This is a genomic window from Pseudomonas sp. 8AS (assembly GCF_902506505.1).
Lineage (GTDB): Bacteria > Pseudomonadota > Gammaproteobacteria > Pseudomonadales > Pseudomonadaceae > Aquipseudomonas.
Genome location: NZ_LR733406.1, coordinates 129,269 through 149,068 on the forward strand (window position 1 = coordinate 129,269; position 19,800 = coordinate 149,068).

General features: G+C 66.8%; 21 protein-coding genes. 10 read left to right on the plus strand and 11 right to left on the minus strand.

Annotated elements, in window-relative coordinates:
• Nucleotides 1-60: 60 nt before the first annotated feature.
• The 4 genes from GV001_RS00575 to pilG form a co-directional block, all read right to left on the minus strand.
• Entirely contained in the window at nt 61-2,103 is a 2,043-nt protein-coding gene (locus GV001_RS00575) for a methyl-accepting chemotaxis protein (protein WP_160077103.1), read from the minus strand.
• An 84-nt stretch (nt 2,104-2,187) separates the two neighbouring features.
• Nucleotides 2,188-2,724, minus strand: coding sequence for a chemotaxis protein CheW (locus GV001_RS00580; RefSeq protein ID WP_160077105.1), 537 nt, complete (start codon nt 2,722-2,724; stop codon nt 2,188-2,190).
• Nucleotides 2,725-2,773: 49 nt separating this feature from the next.
• On the minus strand, nt 2,774-3,139 hold the full coding sequence (gene pilH / locus GV001_RS00585) for a twitching motility response regulator PilH (protein WP_068824882.1): 366 nt from the start codon (nt 3,137-3,139) through the stop codon (nt 2,774-2,776).
• A 45-nt stretch (nt 3,140-3,184) separates the two neighbouring features.
• Nucleotides 3,185-3,592 carry a twitching motility response regulator PilG gene (gene pilG, locus GV001_RS00590; protein WP_160077107.1) on the minus strand — a complete coding sequence of 136 codons (408 nt, stop codon included), beginning with the start codon at nt 3,590-3,592 and terminating at the stop codon, nt 3,185-3,187.
• A 242-nt stretch (nt 3,593-3,834) separates the two neighbouring features.
• Here pilG and gshB point away from each other — a divergent pair, with 242 nt between their 5' ends.
• From gshB to GV001_RS00625, 7 genes are all read left to right on the plus strand, one after another.
• Nucleotides 3,835-4,797 (plus strand): glutathione synthase, encoded by a 963-nt coding sequence (gshB, locus tag GV001_RS00595; RefSeq protein WP_160077108.1) that lies wholly within the window; start codon nt 3,835-3,837, stop codon nt 4,795-4,797.
• A 56-nt stretch (nt 4,798-4,853) separates the two neighbouring features.
• Nucleotides 4,854-5,750, plus strand: coding sequence for an energy transducer TonB (locus GV001_RS00600; protein ID WP_160077109.1), 897 nt, complete (start codon nt 4,854-4,856; stop codon nt 5,748-5,750).
• A gap of 52 nt (nt 5,751-5,802) precedes the next feature.
• On the plus strand, nt 5,803-6,372 hold the full coding sequence (locus GV001_RS00605; RefSeq protein WP_160077110.1) for a YqgE/AlgH family protein: 570 nt from the start codon (nt 5,803-5,805) through the stop codon (nt 6,370-6,372).
• The gene (gene ruvX / locus GV001_RS00610; RefSeq protein WP_160077111.1) at nt 6,369-6,803 is read left to right on the plus strand and encodes a Holliday junction resolvase RuvX; all 435 of its coding nucleotides are present in this window, start codon (nt 6,369-6,371) and stop codon (nt 6,801-6,803) included. The genes GV001_RS00605 and ruvX overlap by 4 nt, the downstream gene beginning before the upstream one ends.
• 100 nt (nt 6,804-6,903) lie before the next feature.
• Nucleotides 6,904-7,413, plus strand: a complete 510-nt coding sequence (gene pyrR / locus GV001_RS00615; protein WP_160077112.1) for a bifunctional pyr operon transcriptional regulator/uracil phosphoribosyltransferase PyrR — start codon at nt 6,904-6,906, stop codon at nt 7,411-7,413.
• A 10-nt stretch (nt 7,414-7,423) separates the two neighbouring features.
• Complete coding sequence (locus GV001_RS00620; protein ID WP_160077113.1) at nt 7,424-8,425, plus strand: aspartate carbamoyltransferase catalytic subunit; 1,002 nt, start codon at nt 7,424-7,426, stop codon at nt 8,423-8,425.
• Nucleotides 8,425-9,696, plus strand: coding sequence for a dihydroorotase (locus tag GV001_RS00625; protein ID WP_160077114.1), 1,272 nt, complete (start codon nt 8,425-8,427; stop codon nt 9,694-9,696). The genes GV001_RS00620 and GV001_RS00625 overlap by 1 nt, the downstream gene beginning before the upstream one ends.
• A gap of 54 nt (nt 9,697-9,750) precedes the next feature.
• On the opposite strand, the gene GV001_RS00630 is transcribed toward GV001_RS00625, so the two are convergent.
• The 7 genes from GV001_RS00630 to pilT all read right to left on the minus strand — a co-directional run bounded on the left by GV001_RS00630 (nt 9,751) and on the right by pilT (nt 17,561).
• Nucleotides 9,751-10,935, minus strand: coding sequence for a PLP-dependent aspartate aminotransferase family protein (locus tag GV001_RS00630; protein WP_160077115.1), 1,185 nt, complete (start codon nt 10,933-10,935; stop codon nt 9,751-9,753).
• On the minus strand, nt 10,932-12,305 hold the full coding sequence (locus tag GV001_RS00635; protein WP_160077117.1) for a cystathionine beta-synthase: 1,374 nt from the start codon (nt 12,303-12,305) through the stop codon (nt 10,932-10,934). The genes GV001_RS00630 and GV001_RS00635 overlap by 4 nt, the downstream gene beginning before the upstream one ends.
• A gap of 128 nt (nt 12,306-12,433) precedes the next feature.
• Nucleotides 12,434-12,832, minus strand: coding sequence for a TM2 domain-containing protein (locus GV001_RS00640; protein ID WP_160077119.1), 399 nt, complete (start codon nt 12,830-12,832; stop codon nt 12,434-12,436).
• Nucleotides 12,833-12,964: 132 nt separating this feature from the next.
• Entirely contained in the window at nt 12,965-13,714 is a 750-nt protein-coding gene (locus tag GV001_RS00645) for a slipin family protein (protein ID WP_160077121.1), read from the minus strand.
• Nucleotides 13,715-13,716: 2 nt separating this feature from the next.
• On the minus strand, nt 13,717-15,096 hold the full coding sequence (locus GV001_RS00650) for a nodulation protein NfeD (protein ID WP_160077123.1): 1,380 nt from the start codon (nt 15,094-15,096) through the stop codon (nt 13,717-13,719).
• 230 nt (nt 15,097-15,326) lie between these two features.
• A complete protein-coding gene (locus tag GV001_RS00655) occupies nt 15,327-16,472 on the minus strand; it encodes a PilT/PilU family type 4a pilus ATPase (RefSeq protein ID WP_160077125.1) in 1,146 nt (381 codons plus the stop codon).
• Between the two features lie 54 nt (nt 16,473-16,526).
• On the minus strand, nt 16,527-17,561 hold the full coding sequence (gene pilT, locus GV001_RS00660) for a type IV pilus twitching motility protein PilT (protein ID WP_160077127.1): 1,035 nt from the start codon (nt 17,559-17,561) through the stop codon (nt 16,527-16,529).
• A 72-nt stretch (nt 17,562-17,633) separates the two neighbouring features.
• Here pilT and GV001_RS00665 point away from each other — a divergent pair, with 72 nt between their 5' ends.
• The 3 genes from GV001_RS00665 to GV001_RS00675 are packed head-to-tail and all read left to right on the plus strand — an operon-like array spanning nt 17,634 to nt 19,799.
• The gene (locus tag GV001_RS00665; protein WP_160077129.1) at nt 17,634-18,320 is read left to right on the plus strand and encodes a YggS family pyridoxal phosphate-dependent enzyme; all 687 of its coding nucleotides are present in this window, start codon (nt 17,634-17,636) and stop codon (nt 18,318-18,320) included.
• A gap of 41 nt (nt 18,321-18,361) precedes the next feature.
• On the plus strand, nt 18,362-19,180 hold the full coding sequence (proC, locus tag GV001_RS00670; RefSeq protein WP_160077131.1) for a pyrroline-5-carboxylate reductase: 819 nt from the start codon (nt 18,362-18,364) through the stop codon (nt 19,178-19,180).
• Between the two features lie 25 nt (nt 19,181-19,205).
• Nucleotides 19,206-19,799, plus strand: a complete 594-nt coding sequence (locus tag GV001_RS00675) for a YggT family protein (RefSeq protein WP_160077133.1) — start codon at nt 19,206-19,208, stop codon at nt 19,797-19,799.
• Nucleotide 19,800: the final 1 nt, after the last annotated feature.

Consider the following 19,800-nt stretch of genomic DNA (forward strand, 5'->3'; position numbering starts at 1 on the left):
CCTCGCTCATGGCCGCGTTCCCCGGGCAGCGACCCGTTCAGGCCGCTGCACCTCCCATGATCAGACCTGGCCGTCCGGCAGGGTGAAGCCGGATACCGACTTGCGCATCTCGCTGGCCATCTTGGCCAGGTTACCAATGCTCTTGGCGGTGGCGGTGGTACCGGCGGAGGTCTGCGAGGTGATCTCCTGGATCACGTTCATGGTGTTGGAAATGTGACCGGCCGAAGAGGCCTGCTGACGGGCAGCGTTGGAGATGTTCTGGATCAGGGCCGCGAGGGTCTTGGATACCTTCTCGATCTCTTCCAGGGCCACACCGGCGTCCTGCGCCAGGCGGGCACCGCGCACCACTTCGGAAGTGGTCTGCTCCATGGAGATAACCGCTTCGTTGGTGTCGGTCTGAATGGTCTTAACCAGCGCCTCGATCTGCTTGGTTGCCGCCGAGGAACGTTCCGCGAGGCGCTGTACTTCGTCCGCTACCACGGCGAAGCCGCGGCCCGCGTCACCGGCCATGGACGCCTGGATCGCGGCGTTCAGGGCGAGGATGTTGGTCTGGTCGGCAATGTCGTTGATCAGGCTAACGATGTCACCGATCTCCTGGGACGATTCACCGAGGCGCTTGATCCGCTTGGAGGTGTCCTGGATCTGCTCACGGATGTTATCCATGCCGGTGATGGTGTTGTGCACCACTTCGTTGCCCTTGTTGGCGATGGCTACGGAACGTTCCGCTACCGCGGAGGATTCCGAGGCGTTCGCCGATACCTGGTCAATCGACACGGCCATTTCGTTGATCGCCGCGGAAGCACCGGCGATTTCCTGGGCCTGGTGCTCGGAAGCCTCGGCCAGGTGCATCGCGGTAGCCTGGGTTTCCTGGGCGGCGGCGGCCACCTGCACGGCGGTCAGGTTGATCGTCGCGACCAGGTCGCGCAGCTGGTCGATGGAGTAGTTGATGGAGTCGGCGATGGCACCGGTGAAGTCTTCGGTTACCGTCGCGGCCACGGTCAGGTCACCGTCGGCGAGGTCGGCGATTTCGTCGAGCAGTCGCAGAATCGCCGACTGGTTGCGTTCGTTCTTCTCGGCGGTGGAAGCCAGGCGGCGGTTAGTTTCGCGCACCATCACCAGGCCGATCAGGATGATCGAGGCCAGGGCGATCAGGCCCAGCACATAACCGGCCAGGGTGTTGAAGTAGCGGCCGCCGGCCAGGCTCTCGAAGCCGCCGGTCAGTACCGAGGCCTTGTCCAGCAGGGTCTGCGATTCGTTGAAGATGGTGCTGGCGGATTCACGTACCTGGAACAGTTCCGGCGAGGTTTCCAGGATCTCGTCCACCGAACCGGAAACGAACTGGAACAGCTCGGAGATCTCGGCCAGACGCTCAAGGGCGTCCGGATCGGTGACCTGGGAGATTTCCATGGCGGCGTTGCCTTCGGTCATCGCCTTGAGCACGCGACCGAACAGGCTGGCGTCGCGACCGAACATGTCGGCGGCCTGGACCGAGTCATCGTCACCGGCCAGTACCTTGTTCACCGAACCGAGGATACGTTCGGCCAGCAGCGACTGGCGCTGGGCCACGGACACCTGGGCCGCCGGCGCACCGCTCTGCAGCAGGATGTCGACCACCTCTTCGTACTCGACCTGCAGCTGCGGAATGGTTTCCGCCAGGGTCGCGGCCACCTGGTGCAGCGAGAGTACGGTCTGTTCGCTGGCCAGAATGGCGTCGGCGTTTTTGCGCAGGCTGTCCCAGTCCTTCTGTACCGCTTCCATTTCCGCCTGCATCGAGGCCGGAGCCGGCGGCAGGCCGGTGGCTTCGCTGCCTGCGGTGAGGAAGCCCCAGCGCTCTTCGAAGCCGTTGCGCGCTTCCTTCAGCAGCGGGAAGGCTTGCGCCTTGCCGGTCGCCGCTTCGGTGGCGTTCTTCGCAATCCGCTGGGACAGAACACGCAGCTCACCGGCGTGGCTGATGTATTCCTTGTCGTAGTTCGACTGGGTGTTGAGGTAGGCGAAGTTGGCGAACAACAACACGATGGAGATGATCAGGACGATGAACAGTCCGGCGATCAGCGTGTTACTGCGCACACCTGCCAAAAGATTGCCTGCGTTGAATTTTTTCATTATCTGGCCCCCGCCTGGACCGACCGCACTACGGTTCCCATGTAACGCCAAAAGGCCGGCAAATGCCGACCCAACCGAAAAACTTTAGATCGCCACGTCGAGAAAGCCCTGGTGCTGAGCCAGCGCATGCGGGCTGAACACCAGCCAGGGCTGCTCGCGCTGGAAGACGCCGTGGATGAAAGGTTCTATGGAAGCTTCGAGCGGTGGCAACTGCTCGGAGAAGGTATCCACCGGGAAGTGCTGCATGCCGAACACTTCGTCGACCGTCAGCCCGGCGAACACTTCCTGGTGATCCACCACCAGCACGCGCCGCTGCTTGCGCAATGGCGACAGATCGGAACCAAAGAAGCCGCACAGGTCCATGACCGGCAGCAGCCGGCCACGTACGTTGGCGACCCCCTTGACCCAGCTTTTCACGCCCGGCAGCAAGGTGTGCCGCGGCTCATGCAGGACTTCGCCAACTTCCCCCATGGGCGCCACGAAATAGCGCTCGCCCATGCGAAAACCAATGCCGCTCCAGGTCTGCACGGCCTGCTGCTGGGACGGCAGGCCGGCGGCCAGCAGCCGACAACGCTGGTCGATCTGTACGAGGAGCTGAAAGGGGGATTGCGCGTCCGACATGCCAGCCTTGGCCTTTTCTTGTTATTGGGCTCTACGCTCGTGCCCGGCCTCAGCCGGCCAGCACCGCATTCAGGGTTTTCATCAGGGTGTCTTCGTCGACCGGCTTGGTCAGGTAGTCACGCGCGCCCTGGCGTTTGCCCCAAACCTTGTCGGTCTCCTGATCCTTGGTGGTGACGATGATCACCGGGATGTGACTGGTGTCGGCATCCTTGGTCAGCTGGCGGGTGGCCTGGAAGCCATTGAGCCCCGGCATGACGATGTCCATCAGCACCGCATCGGGCTTTTCCTGGCGCGCCAGGGCGACGCCATCGGCGCCATTCTCCGCCTTGAGCACCTGATGGCCGTGCTTTTCCAGCATGGCGGTCAGTTTGTACATCTCGGTTGGCGAATCATCAACAATCAAAATACGAGCCATGGAGTTCCCCATACGGAATAGGCTTCACCGGCCTGCGGCCGGAAATCAGGAGGCTTGTTCCACCGGAACGAAGTCGGGGACATGCGTCTTGATGGCACCGAGCAACTCTTCCTTGCTGAAGGGCTTGGTCAGGTACTGGTCGGAACCAACGATACGCCCCTTGGCCTTGTCGAACAGGCCGTCCTTGGAGGACAGCATGATCACCGGGGTGGATTTGAAAGCACTGTTGTTCTTGATCAGGGCGCAGGTCTGATAGCCATCGAGCCGCGGCATCATGATGTCGACAAAGATGATGCTCGGGTGAGTATCGGCGATCTTAGCCAGTGCATCGAAACCATCAACAGCCGTGATGACTTCGCATCCGACTTTTTTCAGCAGAGTTTCAGCGGTGCGACGAATCGTTTTCGAATCGTCGATCACCATGACCTTCAAACCCTCGGAATGCTGTTCCATGTTTGCCCTACCATCGCCTCGGTGAGTCATTATTCTTGCGTTATCAGTGTGCCTGAGGCCCTGCCACCGACGGGCTGCGTCCCAATCGTCGGGCCTTTTTAGCACACTCTCCAGATGCAATCTATAAGCCCCGGATTTGCCGGGTTTTCCTTGACCGGCAAGGCCACCGGCGCCACCCTTGCGCATCACCGTATGGCCACCCAGGCCGTTTTAGCCGGACTACGCTGCCGAGGTTTACCCCGATGAGCATTCGCCTGGGGATCGTCATGGATCCCATTGCCCAGATCAGTTTCAAGAAGGACAGCTCGCTGGCCATGCTCCTGGCCGCCCAGGCCCGTGGCTGGTCGCTGTTCTATATGGAACAGCAGGACCTGTACCAGAACGCCGGCCAGGCTCGCGCCCGCATGCGCCCCCTGCGCGTGTTCGACAACCCGCTGCAGTGGTTCGAGCTGGACGCCGAGCAGGACAGCCCGCTGAGCGAACTGGACGTGATCCTGATGCGCAAGGATCCGCCGTTCGACAACGAGTTCGTCTACTCCACCTACCTGCTGGAACAGGCCGAGCGCGCCGGCGTGCTGGTGGTCAACCGCCCGCAGAGCCTGCGCGACTGCAACGAAAAACTCTTCGCCACCCTGTTCCCCCACTGCATGCCGCCGACCCTGGTCAGCCGCAGGCCAGACATTCTGCGCGAGTTTGCCGAACAGCAGCGTGACATCATTCTCAAACCCCTGGATGGCATGGGCGGCTCCTCGATCTTCCGCCACCGCGCCGGCGACCCCAACCTCTCGGTGATCCTGGAAACCCTCACCGCCCACGGCAGCCAGCAGTGCATGGCCCAGGGCTACCTGCCGGGGATCAAGGATGGCGACAAGCGCATCCTGATGATCGATGGCGAGCCGGTGCCCTATTGCCTGGCACGCATCCCGGCCCAGGGCGAGACCCGCGGCAACCTGGCCGCCGGCGGCACCGGCGAAGCCCGCCCGTTGACCGAGCGCGACCGCTGGATCGCCGCCGAAGTCGGCCCGGTGCTGCGCGAGAAGGGCCTGCTGTTCGTCGGCCTGGACGTGATCGGCGAACACCTCACCGAGATCAACGTGACCAGCCCGACCTGCATCCGCGAGATCGACAAGGCCTTCGACACCCGCATCGGCGAACGCCTGATGGATGCGATTGCCGACAAGCTCGCAGCGCGCAGTGCTTCATAGACTTTTGCCCCCTCACTGGGCAGACTGCGCGGCATCCTGATACCTGTCGAAACCCGATGAACGCAGCCACTCTTGCGCCCGAACTGCCCAGCACTGGCGTCCGCCCGGCGGACCGGCTGGGCTTCACCCTGCTGATTGCGACCATCGTGCACCTGGCGCTGATCCTCGGCGTCAGCTTCACCCTGGCCAAGCCCGGCACCCTGAGCAAGAGCCTGGAAATCACCCTGTCCACCTTCAAGAGCGAAGACAAACCCAAGGACGCGGACTACCTGGCCCAGGACAACCAGCAGGGCAGCGGCACCCTGGAACACAAGGCGGCGCCGAAGACCACCGAACAGGCGATCTTCCAGGACACCCAGGTCAAGCGCGTCACCCCGCCCAGCGCGCCGCCGCAGGCACAGCGCCAGGAAGCCGCGCCCAAGGCCGCCATCGCCACCCGCAGCCCGCAGCAGCAGAAGACCCCGAGCAAGACCGAGCGCACCCAGCCCGAGCCGGACGCCCGCGCCGCACCGGTGTTCGACAGCTCGCAGCTGTCCGCCGAGATCGCCAGCCTGGAAGCCGAGCTGGCCCAGGAAGTCCAGCAGTACGCCAAGCGGCCGAAGATTCACCGCCTGAATGCCGCCTCCACTGCGCGCGACAAGGGCGCCTGGTACAAGGACGAATGGCGCAAGAAGGTCGAACGGGTCGGCAACCTCAACTACCCGGACGAGGCCCGCCGCCAGCGCATCTATGGCAGCCTGCGCCTGCTGGTGTCGATCAACCGCGACGGCACCCTGTATGAAGTGCAGGTCCTCGAATCCTCCGACCAGCCCCTGCTGGACCAGGCCGCCCTGCGCATCGTGCGCCTGGCCGCGCCCTTCGCCCCCTTCACCGGCGACATGGCCGAGTTTGACCGCCTGGAAATCATCCGCACCTGGCGCTTCGAGCGCGGCGACCGCCTGTCCAGCAACTGAGCCGCGGCGCGCCACACTTGAAGCCGGCGCCGCGAAGCTTGAAACTAGGCCGATGAAGAATTCCGCGCCCAGCTACCTCAAGCACCACTTCCTGATCGCCATGCCGCACATGGCCGATCCGAACTTCGCGCAGACCGTCACCTACCTGGTCGAACACAACGAGCAAGGCGCCATGGGCCTGGTGATCAACCGCCCCAACGGCCTCAGCCTGGCCGACGTGCTCGAACAATTGCGCCCGGACGAAGAGCCGCCGATCCTCTGCCAGAGCCTGCCGATCTTCGCTGGCGGCCCGGTGCAGACCGATCGCGGCTTCGTCCTGCACCCGAGCGGCACCAGCTTCCAGGCCACCCTGGAGCTGGGCGAACTGGCCCTGTCGACCTCCCAGGACGTGCTGTTCGCCATCGCCGAAGGCAACGGCCCGCGCCAGCACCTGATCACCCTCGGCTATGCCGGCTGGGAAGCCGGCCAGCTGGAGACCGAGTTGGCCGACAACGCCTGGCTGACCTGCCCGGCCGCGCCCGACATCCTCTTCGACCTGCCCTCCGAGCAGCGCCTGGAAGCGGCCGCCGCCCGCCTGGGGGTCAACCTCAGCCTGCTCAGCGCCCAGGCCGGCCACGCATGAGCACCGCCAAACCGCTGCGCCTGCTGCTCGGCTTCGACTACGGCAGCAAGCAGATCGGCGTCGCCGTCGGCCAGGTGATCACCGGCCAGGCCCGCGAGCTGTGCGTGCTGAAGGCGCAGAATGGCGTCCCCGACTGGCAGAAGGTCGAGGCCCTGATCAAGGAATGGCAGCCGGATGCGATAGTCGTCGGCCTGCCGCTGAACATGGACGGCAGCCCCAGCGAGATGAGCGAGCGTGCCGAGAAATTCGCCCGCCGCCTCAATGGCCGCTTCAACCTGCCGGTACACACTCACGACGAGCGCCTGACCACCTACGAAGCCAAGGGCGAACGCATGGCCCAGGGCCAGCGCGGCGGCAGCTACCGGGACAACCCGGTCGACGCCCTGGCCGCGGCCCTGCTGCTGGAAGGCTGGCTGGCCGAGCAGCCGTGAAACGCCGGCGCCTGGCGCCGTCGACCGATACCGCATGGCATCCGCCCCGGCTACGCTGGAGCGGGTCGCCCACCGCCTGTTAAATGCACGAGGATTGCCCATGGCCCTGCCCAACCCCGCCGAACTGCTGCCGCGCATGGCCGCCGAACTGCAGCAGCTGCTGGCCAGCCGCGGCATCACCCAGCCGCACTTCATCGGCATCCGCACCGGCGGCGTCTGGGTGGCCGAGGCGCTGCTGGCGGAGCTGGGCCTGGACCAGCCGCTCGGCACCCTCGACGTGTCCTTCTACCGCGACGACTTCACCCGCAGCGGCCTGCACCCGCAGGTGCGCCCGTCCGAGCTGCCGTTCGATATCGAAGACCAGCATCTGGTACTGATCGACGACGTGCTGATGAGCGGGCGCACCGTGCGCGCCGCGCTCAACGAGTTGTTCGACTACGGCCGCCCAGCCAGCGTGACCCTGGTCTGTCTGCTCGACCTCGACGCCCGCGAATTGCCGATCCACGCCGACGTGCTCGGCGCGACGCTCGCCCTGGCGACCAACGAACGGGTAAAATTGCTCGGCCCCGCGCCGCTCGCCCTCGAGCTGCAAACCCTCTCTGATTCCTAAGGCCTGCCCCATGCCTATCGACGCCAAGCGCTCGCTGCAGCTCAACGACCAGGGCCAGCTGCGCCACTTCCTCTCGCTCGACGGCCTGCCCCGCGAGCTGCTGACGGAAATCCTCGACACCGCCGACTCCTTCCTCGAAGTCGGCGCCCGCGCGGTGAAGAAGGTCCCGCTGCTGCGCGGCAAGACCGTGTGCAACGTGTTCTTCGAGAACTCCACGCGCACCCGCACCACCTTCGAGCTGGCCGCCCAGCGCCTGTCCGCCGACGTGATCAGCCTCAACGTGTCGACCAGCTCGACCAGCAAGGGCGAGACCCTGTTCGACACCCTGCGCAACCTGGAAGCCATGGCCGCCGACATCTTCGTCGTGCGCCATGCGGATTCCGGCGCCGCGCACTTCATCGCCGAGCACGTGTGCCCGAACCTGGCGATCATCAACGGCGGTGACGGCCGCCACGCGCACCCGACCCAGGGCATGCTCGATATGCTCACCATCCGCCGGCACAAGGGCGGCTTCGAGAACCTGTCCGTCGCCATCGTCGGCGACATCCTGCACTCGCGGGTGGCGCGCTCCAACATGCTCGCGCTGAAGACCCTGGGCTGCCCGGATATCCGCGTGATCGGGCCGAAGACCCTGCTGCCGATCGGCATCGAACAGTACGGGGTGAAGGTCTACAGCGACCTGGCCAGCGGCCTCAAGGATGTCGACGTGGTGATCATGCTGCGCCTGCAGCGCGAGCGCATGCAGGGTGGCCTGCTGCCCAGCGAAGGCGAGTTCTACCGCCTCTACGGCCTCACCGAGCAGCGCCTCAAGCTGGCCAAGCCGGATGCCCTGGTGATGCACCCGGGACCGATCAACCGCGGCGTGGAAATCGAGTCGGCGGTGGCCGACGGCCCGCAGTCGGTGATTCTCAACCAGGTCACCTACGGCATTGCCATCCGCATGGCCGTACTGTCCATGGCCATGAGCGGCCAGGCCGCCCAGCGTCAACTGAATGCCGAGGAGCAGAACTGATGCGCACCCGTATCTTCGGCGCCCGGGTCATCGACCCGGCCAGCGGCCTGGACCAGGCCAGCGACCTCTATCTCGACGGCGGCAAGATCGTCGCCCTCGACCAGGCCCCGGCCGGCTTCGTCGCCGACAAGACCATCGACGCCACCGGCCTGATCGCCAGCCCCGGTCTGGTCGACCTGTCCGTGGCCCTGCGCGAGCCCGGCTACAGCCGCAAGGGCAACATCGCCAGCGAAACCCTGGCCGCCGCCGCCGGTGGCGTCACCAGCCTGTGCTGCCCGCCGCTGACCAAGCCGGTGCTGGACACCTCGGCGGTGGCCGAGCTGATCCTCGACCGCGCCCAGGAAGCCGGGCATACCAAGGTGTTCCCCATCGGCGCACTGAGCAAGAATCTCGCCGGCGAGCAGCTGGCGGAACTGGTGGCCCTGCGCGATGCCGGCTGCGTGGCCTTCGCCAACGGCCTGGCGCCGATGGCCAACAACCGTACCCTGCGCCGTGCCCTGGAATACGCGGCGACCTTCGACCTGAGCGTGGTGTTCCACGCCCAGGACTTTGAGCTGGCCGAAGGTGGCCTGGCCCACGAAGGGCCGACCGCCAGCTTCCTCGGCCTGGCCGGCATCCCGGAAAGCGCCGAGACCGTGGCCCTGGCCCGCGACCTGCTGCTGGTCGAGCAGAGCGGCGTGCGCGCCCACTTCAGCCAGATCACCAGCGCGCGTGGCGCCGAAATGATCGCCGCCGCCCAGGCCCGCGGCCTGCCGGTGACCGCCGACGTGGCGATGTACCAGCTGATCCTCACCGACGAGGCGCTGCAGGGCTTCTCCAGCCTGTACCACGTGCAGCCGCCGCTGCGCACCGCCTTCGACCGCGACGGCCTGCGCCAGGCGCTGAAGGCCGGGGTGATCGGCGCCATCGCCAGCCACCACCAGCCGCACGAGGCGGATGCCAAGCTGGCCCCGTTCGGCGCCACCGAGCCGGGCATCAGCAGCGTCGAGCTGTTGCTGCCGCTGGCCCTGACCCTGGTCGAGGACGGCCTGCTCGACCTGCCGACCCTGCTCGCCCGTCTCACCGCCGGCCCGGCCAAGGCCCTGCGCCTGCCTGCCGGGCGCCTGGCCGTGGGCGCGCCGGCCGACCTGCTGCTGTTCGATGCCCAGGCGCAGACCCTGGCCGGCGAGACCTGGCACTCGAAGGGCGGCAACAGCCCGTTCATCGGCCACTGCCTGCCGGGCAAGGTACGCTATACCCTGGTCGACGGACGCATCAGCTTCCAGGGCTGAACCGCCCCCGCATGAAAAAGCCCGCCAAATGGCGGGATTTTTTCGTCCGCATGCTCAGATCCGCGCCAGCGCCTGGGCCAGGTCGGCACGCAGGTCCGCGACCTCCTCCACGCCCACCGACAGGCGCACCAGCGCATCGCCGATGCCGAGCTGGGCGCGGGTCGGCGCCGGGATGCTGGCGTGGGTCATGATCGCCGGATGCTCGATCAGGCTCTCCACCCCGCCCAGGCTCTCGGCCAGGGCGAACAGCTGCACGCCCTCGAGGAAGCGCTTGGTGCCGGCCAGGTCGCTGGCCAGTTCCAGCGCGATCATGCCGCCGAAGCCCTGCATCTGCCGCCTCGCCAGCTCGTGCTGCGGGTGCGACGGCAGCCCCGGGTAATGCACCCGCGCCACCTGCGGCTGGCGCTCCAGCCACTGCGCCAGCTCCAGGGCGTTGGCGCAGTGGCGCTGCATGCGCAGGGCCAGGGTCTTCACCCCGCGCAGGACCAGGAAGCTGTCGAACGGCCCGGCGATGGCGCCTACCGCGTTCTGCAGGAAGCCCAGGCGCTCGGCCAGCTCGGCATGGCGCGCCTCCCGGCCGACCACGGCGATGCCGCCGATCACGTCGGAGTGGCCATTGAGGTACTTGGTGGTCGAATGCACTACCAGGTCGAAGCCCAGCTCCAGCGGGCGCTGGCACCAGGGGCTGGCGAAGGTGTTGTCGGCCACCGCGAGGATGCCACGTCGGCGGCAGAGCCGGGCGATGGCGGCGAGATCGGCCAGGTGCAGCAGCGGATTGCTCGGCGTCTCCACCCAGAGCATCCGCGTATCCTCGCTCAATGCCGCCTCGACGCGCGCCAGGTCGGCCAGGTCGACGAAGCTGAAGCGCAGCCCGGCGCTGCGCCGGCGCACCCGCTCGAACAGGCGGAAAGTGCCGCCGTACAGGTCGTCGCCGGAGACGATGTGGGCGCCGGCGTCGAGCAGCTCCAGCACGCTGGCGATGGCGGCCAGCCCGGAGGCGAAGGCGAAGGCCTGGGCACCGCCTTCCAGATCCGCCACACAGCGCTCCAGGGCCCAACGCGTGGGATTATGCGAACGGCCGTAGTCGAGGCCCTGATGCACCCCGGGGCTCTGCTGGACATAGGTCGAGGTGGCATAGATCGGCGGCATGATGGCCCCGGTCGAAGGGTCCGGCGCCTGCCCGGCGTGGATCACCCGGGTAGCGAAGGCGCGCGCTGGCGGCTCAGGGGGCTGGCTCATGGCAGGGTCTTGCGCAGGTGGTTGAGCAGGTCGAAGCGGGTGATCAGCCCATGGAAATCCTCGCCATCGGCGATGATCGCCACCAGGCCGCGATCCAGCACCGCTTCCAGCTCGATCAGGCTGGCGCCGGACGCCAGGGTCTCGGGCTTGGCGCACATGGCCCCGGCCACCGCCGCGTGGAACAGCCCGGCATCGGCATGCACGCTGAGCAGCAGGTCCGACTCGTCGATCACCCCGACCAGGTGCCCGCCGTCGAGTACCGGCAGCTGCGAGACATCGGCCAGGCGCATGCGCTGGAAGGCGGTGAGCAGGGTGTCCTGCGGCCCGACGCTGACCACCCCGCCTTCCTCGAAATGGCGCGCGATCAGGTCGCGCAGATCGCCGTGGCGCGGCCGGGTGAGCAGGCCCTGGTCGGCCATCCACTGGTCGTTGTAGACCTTGGACAGGTAACGCGTGCCGGTGTCGCAGACGAAGCTGACCACCCGCTTCGCCTGGCTCTGCTCGCGGCAGTAGCGCAGCGCCGCGGCCAGCAGGGTGCCGGTCGAGGAGCCGCCGACTATGCCTTCGGCGCGCAGCAGCTGGCGGGCATGCTCGAAACTCTCGGTGTCGCTGATCGAATAGGCCGCGCGCACGCTGGAAAGGTCGGCGATGGACGGGATGAAGTCCTCGCCGATGCCCTCCACCGCCCAGGAGCCGGGCGTGCCGAGGGTGCCGCTGCGGCTGTATTCGGCGACCACCGAACCGACCGGGTCGGCCAGGACCATCGCAAGCTCCGGCTGCACCCGGCGGAAGAAGCGGGTCAGGCCAGTCAGGGTGCCGGCCGAGCCGACGCCGACCACGATGGCGTCGAGGTCATGGCCGGTCTGCGCCCAGATTTCCGGCGCGGTGCTGGTCTCGTGGGCCAGCGGGTTGGCCGGGTTGTTGAACTGGTCGGCGAAGAAGGCGTCGGGGATTTCCGCGGCCAGGCGCGCGGCGTAGTCCTGGTAGTACTCGGGGTGGCCCTTGCCGACGTCGGAGCGGGTGATGTGCACCTCGGCGCCCATGGCCTTGAGGTGCAGGACCTTCTCGGTGGACATCTTGTCCGGCACCACCAGCACCACCCGGTAGCCCTTGGCCCGGCCGACCAGGGCCAGGCCGAGGCCGGTGTTGCCGGCGGTGGCCTCGACTATGCAGCCACCGGGACGCAGGCGGCCGTCGCGCTCGGCGGCGTCGATCATGGCCAGGCCGATGCGGTCCTTGATCGAGCCGCCGGGGTTCTGCGACTCGAGCTTGAGAAACAGGGTGCAGGGGCCGGTGTCGAAGCGGCTGACCCGCACCAGCGGGGTGTTGCCGATCAGTTCAAGCACGGCGGGGCGGACGTCGCGTGCCATGTCGTCACCTCGCTGCGGCGCACCGCACTGGTGGAACACATGCCTCGCTTGACCTTAGGTCGCCCCGTGCCGGGCCGCAACCGCGCCCCGCCGGCCGGTCACCGCCGGGGCCCGGAACCTGTCCAAGATCAGCCGCGCTGGGCGTTGCGCAGCGACACCTGGTCGTTCAGGGTCCAGAAGTCGTAGAGCACGCCGAGGCCGAACAGGCCCAGGGTCAGCAGGTAGAGGATGCCGCTGATCCACTTGCCCTGGTACATGCGGTGCACGCCGAAGGCGCCGAGGAAGGTCAGCAGGATCCAGGCCAGGTTGTAGTCGATGTCGCCGGCGTGAAAACGCAGGTCCGCCTCGCGGTCCATGCCGGGGATCAGGAACAGGTCGATGATCCAGCCGATGAAGAACAGGCCGAGGGTGAAGAACCAGATGGTCCCGGTCACCGGCCTGCCGTAATAGAAACGGTGCGCGCCGAGAAAGCCGAAGATCCACAGTAGATAGCCAATGACCTTGCTGTGGGTGTCCTGTCGTTGCATGTCTGCCTCCTGCCGGCATCGAGTCCTAGTGAAGCCACAATCTACGCGAGCCGGGCCGCGCAGGAAAATGCCGCGTGCGACAAGGCATGTCCTGCCCGCCCCAAGCCGTGCCTGTCTCGGCGCGCCCGGAACTCACTTCGGCTCGACTACGCCCTTGAGCAGCTCCAGCGGCAGCGGGAAGACGATGGTCGAGCTCTTGTCGCCGGCGATCACGCCGAGCGTCTGCATGTAGCGCAGCTGCATGGCGCCAGGCTGGCGACCGAGCACCTCGGCGGCCTGGGCCAGCTTCTCCGAGGCCTGCAGCTCGCCCTCGGCGTGGATCACCTTGGCCCGCCGCTCGCGCTCGGCCTCGGCCTGCTTGGCGATGGCGCGGATCATCGACTCGTTGAGGTCGACATGCTTGATCTCCACGTTCGCCACCTTGATGCCCCAGGCGTCGGTCTGCGCATCCAGCACCTGCTGGATGTCGGCATTCAGCCGCTCGCGCTCGGCCAGCAACTGATCCAGCTCGTGCTTGCCGAGCACCGCGCGCAGGGTGGTCTGCGCCAGCTGGCTGGTGGCCATATGGAAGTCCTCGACCTGGATGATCGCCTTCTGCGCATCCAGCACGCGGAAGTAGATCACCGCGTTGACCTTGACCGAAACGTTGTCGCGGGTGATCACGTCCTGCGGCGGCACGTCCAGCACCACGGTGCGCAAGTCGACCCGCACCACCTGCTGGATCACCGGAATGATGATCACCAGCCCCGGGCCCTTGACCTTCCAGAAGCGCCCGAGCTGGAACACCACGCCGCGCTCGTATTCGCGGAAGATGCGAAACGCCGAGACGATCAGCGCCACCAGTAGCACCAGCAGGGTGCCCAATGTCAGTGGAAAACCCATAATCAGCCTCCTTCCGGCGGCTGTTCGTCAGCCGCGGCGACATCCAGCAGCAGGCCGCGGCGTGCCAGCACCCGCACCCGTTGCCCGGTGCGTAGCGGTGCCTGGCTCTGCACCTGCCAGTTTTCCCCCTGCCATTTCACCCAGCCGCCTTGCGGATCGTCCGCGCGCAGCTCGGCCACCTCCAGCAGGCAGCCGACCAGGCCGGCGTCGCCGCTGACCAGCACGCGCCGGCGCGCCTTCAGGGCCATGCCGAGGATGGCGACGATCAGCACGGCGCTGCCCAAGGCCAGGGCCACGATCAGCCCCAGCGGAATGCCGAAGCCCGGCACCTCGGTGTCGATCAGGATCACCGCGCCGATGACGAACGCGGCCACGCCGCCCAGGCCGATCACGCCGAAGCTGGGCAGGAACGCCTCGGCCGCCATGAAGCCGAGGCCGAGCAGGATCAGCGCCACCCCGGCATAGTTCACCGGCAGCAGCTGCAGGGCGTACAGGCCGAGGATCAGGCAGATGCCGCCGAGCACCCCGCCGACACCGCTGCCGGGGTTGGAGAACTCGAAGAACAGGCCATAGACGCCGAGCATCATCAGGATCAGGGCCACGCTGGGGTTGGTGATCACCGCCAGCAGGCGGGTGCGCCAGTCCGGTGCATGGGCCAGCCGTTCGGCCTGGGCCGTGTGCAGCTGCAGTTCCCGGCCGGCGACGCTCAGGCGCTTGCCGTCCAGCTGGCGGAGCAGATCGTCGAGGTCGCGGGCCAGGTAGTCGATCACCCGCTGGCGCAGCGCTTCCTCGGCGGACAGGCTGACCGCTTCGCGCACCGCCTGCTCGGCCCACCGGGCATTGCGCCCGCGCAGCTGGGCCAGGCCGCGGATATAGGCGGCGGCGTCGTTGACCTGCTTGCGGGCCAGGGTTTGCTCGGCGTCACCGGCCTTGTCCTTGTCTTGTTCGCCGGCGGGCTGCTCCGCGGGCTTCGGCGCGCCGGGCAGGCCGCCGATCTGCACCGGAGTGGCGGCGCCGAGGTTGGTGCCCGGCGCCATGGCGGCGATATGGCTGGCGTAGAGGATATAGGTGCCGGCGCTGGCGGCCCGTGCCCCACCGGGGGCGACATAGGTGGCCACCGGCAGCGGGCTGGCGAGGATCGCCTTGATGATCTCGCGCATCGAGGTGTCCAGGCCGCCGGGCGTGTCGAGGCTCAGCACCACCAGCTGGGCGCCATCCGCCTGCGCCCGCGCCAGGCCGCGCACCAGGTAGTCGGCGCTGGCCGGACCGATCGCGCCCTCGATCGTCAGCAGAACCACCGGCGCCGTGGCCGCCCCCACCCCGCCCGGCACCACCAGCAATGCCAGGATCAGGACCACGCTCTGCATGAGCAGGCGCAACATGGCCGCCTCCACCCTCTGCGCACGCACCACCGTCGCCGCACCGACAGCCCTGCGACGGCGTGCATATATAAGAGCGTAGTCGAGCCCGCTACGGGGCAGCGGATGGCCGGACGGAACGGGCCGGCGTGATGATGGAGCGCTCACCCGCGCACGAGGAACAGGGGGGCGCCTTCACAACAGTTGGAGTGCCGCACCACGGCCGGGTGGTCGCGGCACGGCGAGCAGGCGGGTCAGCGGAAACGCCGGCCCGGGTCTTCCTCGCTGACCTCCAGGCTGAGCCCCTGATTGGAGCTGGTCAGGTGTTCGCCGTCGGTTTCCGAACCGAGCTTGATCATCAGGCGCAGGTCGTTGGCCGAGTCGGCGTAGAGCAGCGCGTCTTCGTAGGTGATCTCGCCCTGGGTGTAGAGGTTGTACAGGGCCTGGTCGAAGGTCTGCATGCCCAGTTCGGTGGAGCGCTTCATCAGGTTCTTGAGTTCGTGCACCTCGCCCTTGCGGATCAGGTCGGCGGCCAGCGGGGTGTTGATCAGCACCTCGATCACCGCGCGGCGGCCCTTGCCGTCCGGGGTCGGAACCAGCTGCTGGGCGACGATGGCCTTGAGGTTGAGCGACAGGTCCATCCACACCTGGTTCTGCCGGTCCGGCGGGAAGAAGTTGATGATCCGGTCCAGCGCCTGGTTGGCGTTGTTGGCGTGCAGGGTGGCCAGGCACAGGTGGCCGGTCTCGGCGAAGGCCACGGCATGGTCCATGGTCTCGCGGGTACGGATCTCGCCGATCAGGATCACGTCCGGCGCCTGGCGCAGGGTGTTCTTCAGCGCCACCTCGAAGGACTCGGTGTCGATGCCCACTTCGCGCTGGGTGACGATGCAGTTCTGGTGCTGGTGGATGTATTCGATCGGGTCTTCGATGGAGATGATGTGGCCGCTGCTGTTCTTGTTGCGGTAGCCGATCATCGCCGCCAGCGAGGTGGACTTGCCGGTGCCGGTGGCGCCGACGAACAGCACCAGGCCGCGCTTGGTCAGGGCCAGCTTCTTGAGGATCTCGGGCAGCTTGAGGTCGTCGATGGTCGGGATGTTGGTCTCGATGCGACGCAGCACCATGCCCGCCAGGTTGCGCTGGTAGAAGGCGCTGACGCGGAAACGACCGATGCCGCGGGCGCTGATGGCGAAGTTGCACTCGTGGTTCTCGGCAAAGTCGCGGCGCTGCTGCTCGTTCATCACCGAATGCACGGTTTCCCGGGTCTGCTCCGGCGACATGGGGTTCTTGGTCACTGGCATGATCTTGCCGTTGACCTTCATCGACGGCGGCACCCCGGCGGTAATGAACAGGTCAGAACCACCCTTTTCCACCATCAAGCGCAGCAGCTTTTCGAATTCCATCGTTCCCGCCCATGTTGCCAGTGCTGGGCCGCAACCAGGGCGGCCCGCTTATTATTAGAAGTTTTCCGGGGTCTTGGCCTTCTCGCGGGCCGCCTCGCGACTGACCAGGCCCTTGGCCACCAGGCCTTTCAGGCAGGAGTCGAGGGTCTGCATGCCCAGCGAGCCGCCGGTCTGGATCGCCGAGTACATCTGCGCCACCTTGTCCTCGCGGATCAGGTTACGGATCGCCGGGGTACCGATCATGATCTCGTGGGCCGCTACCCGGCCGCCGCCGATCTTCTTCAGCAGGGTCTGCGAGATCACCGACTGCAGCGATTCGGAGAGCATGGAGCGGACCATGGACTTCTCCTCGGCGGGGAACACGTCGACCACCCGGTCGATGGTCTTGGCCGCCGAGGTGGTGTGCAGGGTGCCGAACACCAGGTGACCGGTTTCCGCCGCGGTCAGCGCCAGGCGGATGGTCTCCAGGTCGCGCATTTCGCCGACCAGGATGATGTCCGGGTCTTCACGCAGGGCCGAGCGCAGGGCCTCGGAGAAGCCGTGGGTGTCGCGGTGCACTTCGCGCTGGTTGACCAGGCACTTCTTCGACTCGTGGACGAATTCGATCGGGTCTTCGATGGTCAGGATATGGTGGTACTTGGTGCTGTTCAGGTAGTCGAGCATCGCCGCCAGGGTGGTCGACTTGCCCGAGCCGGTCGGCCCGGTGACCAGTACCAGGCCGCGCGGCACGTCGGTGATCTTCTTGAACACCTCGCCCATGCCGAGGTCTTCCATGGTCAGCACTTTCGACGGAATGGTCCGGAATACCGCACCGGCGCCGCGGTTCTGGTTGAACGCGTTGACCCGGAAGCGCGCCACGCCCGGTACTTCGAAGGAGAAGTCGGTCTCGAGGAACTCCTCGTAATCCTTGCGCTGCTTGTCGTTCATGATGTCGTAGATCAGCGCGTGAACCTGTTTGTGGTCCATTGCCGGCAGGTTGATCCGCCGTACGTCGCCGTCCACCCGAATCATCGGCGGCAGGCCCGCCGAGAGGTGCAGGTCCGACGCGCCTTGCTTGGCGCTGAAGGCCAACAGCTCGGTAATATCCATGGGACTCCCCAATCACATGCAAGCAGGTAGAATGCCGCAAACCCCTGACGGGCGGGCTATAGAGCGCGAGTAATGTCCACGATAGCAGAGAATATTGCAAAGGTTCGCGAGCGTATCCGTGAGGCGGCGCAAGCCTCGCAGCGAGATTTGGCGACTATCGGCCTGCTCGCTGTGAGCAAGACCAAACCCGCCGCCGCGATCCGCGAGGCCCATGCGGCCGGGGTGCGCGACTTCGGCGAAAACTACCTGCAGGAAGCCCTGGGCAAGCAGCTGGAACTGGCCGACCTGGACTTGACCTGGCACTTCATCGGCCCCATTCAATCGAACAAGACCAAGGCCATCGCCGAGCATTTCGCCTGGGTGCACTCGGTGGACCGCCTGAAGATCGCCGAGCGCCTGGCCGCCCAGCGCCCGGCCGGCTTGCCGCCGCTGAATATCTGCCTGCAGGTGAATGTCAGCGGCGAGGCCAGCAAATCCGGCTGTACCCCGGACGAACTGCCGGCCCTGGCCCAGGCGGTTACACAACTGCCGCAGCTGCGCCTGCGCGGCTTGATGACGATCCCCGAACCGACCGACGACCCGGCCGAGCAGCACGCCGCCTTCGCCCGCCTGCGCGAGCTGCGCGACCGCCTGGACCCGGGCCTCGACAGCCTGTCCATGGGCATGAGCCACGACCTGGAGGCGGCGATCGCCGAAGGCGCGACCTGGGTACGCATCGGCACCGCCCTGTTTGGCGCCCGCGACTACGGCCAGCCCTGAGCGGCCAACCACCCCGAATTGAAGAACGAAGGAAACCCGACATGAGCCACCCACGTATCGCCTTCATCGGTGCCGGCAACATGGCCACCAGCCTGATCGGCGGCCTGCTCGCCCAAGGCATCCCGGCCAGTCATATCCGCGCCAGCGACCCGGGCGCCGAGCAGCGGGCCAAGGTCGCCGGCGAATACGGCATCGAGCTGTTCGCCAGCAACGCCGAGGCCATCGCCGGCGCCGACGTGGTGGTCCTGGCGACCAAGCCGCAGGTGCTCAAGGCCGTCTGCCAGGCCCTGGCCCCGAGCCTGGCCGACGGCCAGCTGATCGTCTCCATCGCCGCCGGCATCGGTTGCGCCAGCCTGGCCAACTGGCTGGGCCCGCGCCCGATCGTGCGCTGCATGCCGAACACCCCGGCCCTGCTGCGCCAGGGCGTCAGCGGCCTGTTCGCCAACGCCGCGGTATCGGCCGCCCAGCGCCAGCAGGCCGAACAGCTGCTGTCCGCCGTCGGCCTGGCCCTGTGGCTGGACCAGGAGCAGCAGATCGACGCGGTCACCGCCGTGTCCGGCAGCGGCCCGGCCTACTTCTTCCTGCTGATCGAGGCGATGACCGCCGCCGGCGAGCAGCTCGGCCTGCCGCGTGAAGTCGCCGCCCAGCTGACCCTGCACACCGCCCTCGGCGCCGCGCGCATGGCCAGCGAGAGCGATGTGGAGGCCGCCGAACTGCGCCGCCGGGTAACTTCACCCAATGGCACCACCGAGGCAGCGATCAAGGCCTTCCAGGCCGGCGGCTTCGAGGCACTGGTGCAGAAGGCTCTGGACGCCGCCGCCAAGCGCTCGGCCGAACTCGCCGCCCAACTGGGTCAATAAACAGCTGGATCAACAAGGAGCCCGCATGTCCGGATTCACGGAAGCCCTCATCTATATCATCCAGACCCTCGGCAGCCTGTACCTGCTGATCGTGCTGCTGCGCTTCATCCTGCAACTGGTGCGCGCCGACTTCTACAACCCGCTCAGCCAGTTCACCCTGAAGGCCACCCAGCCGCTGCTCAAGCCGCTGCGGCGGGTCATACCCGGGCTGGGCGGGCTGGATCTGGCCTCGCTGGTGCTGGCGATCCTGGTGCAACTGCTGCTGATGGTGGTGATCATCCTCGTCGCCGGCGCCAACCCGCTCGCGGTCGGCCTGCAGCTGCTGGTATGGGCGGTGATCTCGGTGACCTCGCTGTTCCTCAAGATCTTCTTCTTCGCCATGATCATCAGCGTGATCCTCTCCTGGGTCGCCCCCGGCAGCTACAACCCCGGGGCACAGCTGGTCAACCAGATCTGCGAGCCGCTGCTGGCGCCGTTCCGGCGTCTGATCCCGAACCTCGGCGGCCTGGATATCTCGCCGATCTTCGCCTTCATCGCGCTGAACCTGCTGGATCGCTTCGTCATCGGCAATCTCGCGGCCATGAGTGGCATGCCCGCCATCCTCAGCCCGTTCATCTGAG

What these genes read in the sequence shown, in the direction of transcription:
- GV001_RS00575 (WP_160077103.1), bottom strand. Translation starts at nt 2,103, where the DNA reads ATGAAAAAATTCAACGCAGGCAATCTTTTGGCAGGTGTGCGCAGTAAC.
- GV001_RS00580 (WP_160077105.1), bottom strand. Translation starts at nt 2,724, where the DNA reads ATGTCGGACGCGCAATCCCCCTTTCAGCTCCTCGTACAGATCGACCAG.
- pilH (WP_068824882.1), bottom strand. Translation starts at nt 3,139, where the DNA reads ATGGCTCGTATTTTGATTGTTGATGATTCGCCAACCGAGATGTACAAA.
- pilG (WP_160077107.1), bottom strand. Translation starts at nt 3,592, where the DNA reads ATGGAACAGCATTCCGAGGGTTTGAAGGTCATGGTGATCGACGATTCG.
- gshB (WP_160077108.1), top strand. Translation starts at nt 3,835, where the DNA reads ATGAGCATTCGCCTGGGGATCGTCATGGATCCCATTGCCCAGATCAGT.
- GV001_RS00600 (WP_160077109.1), top strand. Translation starts at nt 4,854, where the DNA reads ATGAACGCAGCCACTCTTGCGCCCGAACTGCCCAGCACTGGCGTCCGC.
- GV001_RS00605 (WP_160077110.1), top strand. Translation starts at nt 5,803, where the DNA reads ATGAAGAATTCCGCGCCCAGCTACCTCAAGCACCACTTCCTGATCGCC.
- ruvX (WP_160077111.1), top strand. Translation starts at nt 6,369, where the DNA reads ATGAGCACCGCCAAACCGCTGCGCCTGCTGCTCGGCTTCGACTACGGC.
- pyrR (WP_160077112.1), top strand. Translation starts at nt 6,904, where the DNA reads ATGGCCCTGCCCAACCCCGCCGAACTGCTGCCGCGCATGGCCGCCGAA.
- GV001_RS00620 (WP_160077113.1), top strand. Translation starts at nt 7,424, where the DNA reads ATGCCTATCGACGCCAAGCGCTCGCTGCAGCTCAACGACCAGGGCCAG.
- GV001_RS00625 (WP_160077114.1), top strand. Translation starts at nt 8,425, where the DNA reads ATGCGCACCCGTATCTTCGGCGCCCGGGTCATCGACCCGGCCAGCGGC.
- GV001_RS00630 (WP_160077115.1), bottom strand. Translation starts at nt 10,935, where the DNA reads ATGAGCCAGCCCCCTGAGCCGCCAGCGCGCGCCTTCGCTACCCGGGTG.
- GV001_RS00635 (WP_160077117.1), bottom strand. Translation starts at nt 12,305, where the DNA reads ATGGCACGCGACGTCCGCCCCGCCGTGCTTGAACTGATCGGCAACACC.
- GV001_RS00640 (WP_160077119.1), bottom strand. Translation starts at nt 12,832, where the DNA reads ATGCAACGACAGGACACCCACAGCAAGGTCATTGGCTATCTACTGTGG.
- GV001_RS00645 (WP_160077121.1), bottom strand. Translation starts at nt 13,714, where the DNA reads ATGGGTTTTCCACTGACATTGGGCACCCTGCTGGTGCTACTGGTGGCG.
- GV001_RS00650 (WP_160077123.1), bottom strand. Translation starts at nt 15,096, where the DNA reads ATGTTGCGCCTGCTCATGCAGAGCGTGGTCCTGATCCTGGCATTGCTG.
- GV001_RS00655 (WP_160077125.1), bottom strand. Translation starts at nt 16,472, where the DNA reads ATGGAATTCGAAAAGCTGCTGCGCTTGATGGTGGAAAAGGGTGGTTCT.
- pilT (WP_160077127.1), bottom strand. Translation starts at nt 17,561, where the DNA reads ATGGATATTACCGAGCTGTTGGCCTTCAGCGCCAAGCAAGGCGCGTCG.
- GV001_RS00665 (WP_160077129.1), top strand. Translation starts at nt 17,634, where the DNA reads ATGTCCACGATAGCAGAGAATATTGCAAAGGTTCGCGAGCGTATCCGT.
- proC (WP_160077131.1), top strand. Translation starts at nt 18,362, where the DNA reads ATGAGCCACCCACGTATCGCCTTCATCGGTGCCGGCAACATGGCCACC.
- GV001_RS00675 (WP_160077133.1), top strand. Translation starts at nt 19,206, where the DNA reads ATGTCCGGATTCACGGAAGCCCTCATCTATATCATCCAGACCCTCGGC.